This is a genomic window from Bacteroidota bacterium, assembly GCA_030706565.1.
Taxonomy (GTDB): Bacteria; Bacteroidota; Bacteroidia; order Bacteroidales; family JAUZOH01; genus JAUZOH01.
The window spans coordinates 1-3,872 of the sequence record JAUZOH010000357.1 but is presented as its reverse complement, the minus strand read 5'-3'; the positions used below and the strand labels follow the sequence as shown (position 1 = coordinate 3,872).

Here is a 3,872-nt window from a genome sequence, read left to right as displayed (position 1 = left end):
GCCGAAAGATTTAATGCAAAAGAAATGCTCCAAAATATGCCGGTTAATACGGATTATGAATAAACTGCAGAGTATAATCAGGAAGCCACAGGACTAACCGCTCAACTTGTTGATATTTAAAACATAAAGCAATGAATTATACAAACCTTTCCAAAGTCGCTGTGAATGCCCTCATGAGAAACAAAATGAGGTCATTTCTGACTATGTTGGGAATCATTATTGGTGTAGGATCGGTCATAACCATGCTGGCAATCGGACAAGGTTCCAAGAAAAGCATACAGGACCAGGTCTCCAGCATGGGATCAAATATGATTTTTATCATGCCTTCGCAGCAAAGTTCAGGAGGCGTAAAGCAAAGCAATACCAATTCCGAAGTCCTTACTGTTGATGATGCAAATGCAATTTCCAAGGAATGTGCTTCGGTCAGCATGGTTTCGCCTGAAGTCCGCAGCAGCGGGCAGGCAATTTATGCCAATCAGAATACCCCGACCACAATTTATGGTGTAGGAGAAAAATATATAGACATTCGCAAAGTAGATGTAAAAAGCGGGCGCATGTTTACCGACCGGGAAGTAAAAACCTCAGCAAAAGTCTGCCTGTTAGGGAAAACAGTGATTACAAACCTGTTCGGTTCAAACATCGATCCTATCGGCCTCACAGTACGTTTCGGAAAAATCCCCCTGAAAGTTATCGGGGTTCTTAAAGAAAAAGGACAAAGCAATTTTGGCCAGGATCAGGATGACCTCATTTTATCTCCCTATACTACCGTTCAAAAACGTATTCTGGCCATTACCTACATCCAAACCATTTTTACCTCAGCTGTAACCCAGGATCAAAGTGATGAAGCCGTCAATGAAATTACGGAAACACTAAGAACTCATCACAAAATAAAAGAAGGCGCAGATGATGATTTCGACATCAGGACTCAGGCTGAATTAATCAGCACCATGAGCTCAATCAGCAACGTACTGACTATCCTGCTGGGTGCAATTGCAGGCATTTCCCTGCTGGTCGGTGGCATAGGCATCATGAATATCATGTATGTTTCAGTTACAGAACGGACAAGGGAAATCGGTCTTCGTATGTCAATTGGTGCACGCGGCCTGGACATTTTAATGCAATTTTTAATGGAATCCATCATGCTCAGCGTCATAGGTGGAATAATAGGAATTTTAATAGGAGTAGGAGCTTCAAGCATGGTCAGTTCGATTATGAAATGGCCGGTGGTCATCATGCCTGCATCGGTTGTGCTGTCGTTTGTGGTTTGTACAGCCATTGGTATCTTTTTCGGCTGGTACCCGGCCCGCAAAGCGGCCAATTTGGATCCTATTGATGCCCTGCGTTATGAATAGAAAATTTCATACCGTTAATAAATTGATTATATATTGATTAACTCTTTAAACAAATTAGGTTTTTTTTCATAGATTTGTTTACGGTACTGTGGCGGTACTGTAGATAGTCGGGACCTGTGGCAATTAAATTACCACAGGTCCTTTAAAAAACCAATTAAAATTAATTTCTGTATATACAGAGTTTTGTAAAAAATAGAATATCAGTATGAAAATAAATTCACCGGCAGGAAAAAATATTTATATCCTACTTCATATTCTGGCTTGGGCCATCTTATTTCTGTTGCCCTTATATATTTTTATTGCAGATCCCACTCATGATATAAATTTCTTTATCCGCAACTACATTCATGCCATTGAATACCTGCTTATTTTTTATTTGAATTATTTCTGGCTGGTACCCAAATTGCTTTTTAAAAGCAAACAGAAGTTATACTTCATCGCTGCCTCCCTTCTGATTATTCTCATATATCTTATTTTTCAACCGGTTGATGATCACCTGGTACCACATGACTTTAACTTTGAAAAAGAGATGAATGCCCTGGCAATCAAGTACAGGATTCCCCGCCCCTCCTTTAAATGGCATATTTACAATTATTTTATTACCTCCATGCTTGTGACAGGTTTCAGTATGGGCCTGAAAATGTCCAATAAACTGATTCAGAATGAAAAAGAGAAAAAAGAACTGGAGAAAGAACGGTTGAATTCCGAACTGGCTTTCCTAAAAAACCAGATCAGCCCACATTTTTTCTTCAACACACTTAACAATATTTACTCGCTGATTCAAATTAATACTGACGATGCACAAAAAGCAGTATCACGCCTGTCAAAGCTTATGCGTTACCTGCTATACGAATCTGAAAGCGGCAATACCACCCTCAGCCGGGAAATAGAATTTATGCGCAATTACATCAACCTGATGGAATTACGGCTGACCAACAAAGTAAAATTTACTGTTTCTTTTCCCCAGGACTTTTCTGATGTCGAAATTCCACCCTTGTTATTTATACCCTTCCTTGAAAACGCCTTTAAGCACGGCATAAGCTACCGCGATTCTTCTTTCATCGATATATCGATGAAAATCGATTCCAATCAGCTTACCTTTAATTGCAGCAACAGTATTTACGGTAAAACCCAAAATGAAATTGAAAATCAGGAAGGCATTGGCCTTGAAAATGTCAGGAAACGGCTGAATTTGCTTTTCCCCGACAGGCATCACCTTTCGATTTTACAGGAAGAAAATATCTTTTCCGTACTTCTGACTATACAACTTAATAAATAAATCCATGATACGCACCCTGGCTATTGACGATGAACCCCTTGCCCTTCAATTGGTTGAAGGATACATTAAAAGAACACCCTTTCTGGAACTTGCAGGAAGTTTCGACAATCCCTTAAGTGCTATGGAATTTATTGAAAACGAAAAGATCGATTTGATTTTTCTCGATATCCAGATGCCCGACCTGACAGGTACAGAATTCGCCCGATTACTTTCCAACGGTCCGAAAATTATTTTTACCACTGCCTACGAAAAATATGCAATTGAAAGCTATAAGCTAGATGCAATAGGTTATTTACTCAAACCTTTTGAATACGAGGAATTTTTGGAAGCAGCTAAAAAAGCCAAACACCTCATCGAACTTGAAAAAAAGGCAACAGCCAACATCATTGAATCAAACAATGAATTTCTGTTCCTGAAATCGGATTACAAAATACGACGGATCAATTTTAACGATATACTTTACATCGAAGGCTTAAAAGATTACATCAAAGTCTTTTTGATCAATGAACACCATCCCATTCTTTCATTAAGTTCGCTGAAAGTAATGGAAGAAAAATTACCGGCTGATAAATTCATGCGGGTACACCGCTCGTTTATTGTCAATCTCGACCGGATCACCACCATTGAACGGATGCGTATTGTCTTCGGCGATGTTTATATCCCCGTAAGCGACCAGTATAAAGAAAAATTTCAGGAATACATGGATAAGAATTTTTTATAAAATTTATTTCGCAGAGACACGATTCATCGCGTCTCAACAATCGAATCCCTATTTATTTCATAAAACACTTAACAGGTAATTAAGATCAATACAAAATACCTGTTGTGCAATAAAGTAGATCATTACTCCCCCGGATCATAGAAAACCTGCAATAAAAGCTATTAGTAAAAAGGTAACAGATATTGATAAGGGCGATAAATATTCATTTTGTACACTGAAAGAATTCCTGATATAAGTTTCGCAATATCGCTTTTGGCCATCTAAGCAGTACTGTTTTATAGGCTGGCTTATGACCATGCCGGACAAATGACGGATCCTCCTCCCTGATTGATAATCTTTCCTATACATACAAAAACACCAGCAACCAGCTTTTAAGCGTTACAGACTCCTCGAACAATGCGCTGGGCTTTTCCGATACAAAAGGAACTAATGACTATGATTATGATGCCAATGGAAATCTGACCAAAGATAATAACAAAAACATCGCTTCCATATCGTATAATTTTTTAAATTTACCCTG

The 3,872-nt window shown here is 38.7% G+C and carries 3 protein-coding genes; all 3 read left to right on the top strand.

Features of this window, described 5'->3' with window-relative positions; all coding sequences use genetic code 11:
* Positions 1 to 131: 131 nt before the first annotated feature.
* The 3 genes from Q8907_14025 (at position 132) to Q8907_14015 (ending at position 3,352) form a co-directional block, all read left to right on the top strand.
* Positions 132 to 1,352: an ABC transporter permease gene (locus tag Q8907_14025; GenBank protein ID MDP4275388.1), complete on the top strand. Its 1,221-nt coding sequence runs from the start codon at positions 132 to 134 to the stop codon at positions 1,350 to 1,352.
* A gap of 205 nt (positions 1,353 to 1,557) precedes the next feature.
* Entirely contained in the window at positions 1,558 to 2,631 is a 1,074-nt protein-coding gene (locus Q8907_14020) for a histidine kinase (protein ID MDP4275387.1), read from the top strand.
* A 4-nt stretch (positions 2,632 to 2,635) separates the two neighbouring features.
* Positions 2,636 to 3,352 (top strand): LytTR family DNA-binding domain-containing protein, encoded by a 717-nt coding sequence (locus Q8907_14015; GenBank protein ID MDP4275386.1) that lies wholly within the window; start codon positions 2,636 to 2,638, stop codon positions 3,350 to 3,352.
* Positions 3,353 to 3,872 lie beyond the last annotated feature (520 nt).

Bases quoted from the DNA above. Each gene is read 5' to 3' on its own strand.
- Q8907_14020 (MDP4275387.1), top strand. From the start codon at position 1,558: ATGAAAATAAATTCACCGGCAGGAAAAAATATTTATATCCTACTTCAT.
- Q8907_14015 (MDP4275386.1), top strand. From the start codon at position 2,636: ATGATACGCACCCTGGCTATTGACGATGAACCCCTTGCCCTTCAATTG.
- Q8907_14025 (MDP4275388.1), top strand. From the start codon at position 132: ATGAATTATACAAACCTTTCCAAAGTCGCTGTGAATGCCCTCATGAGA.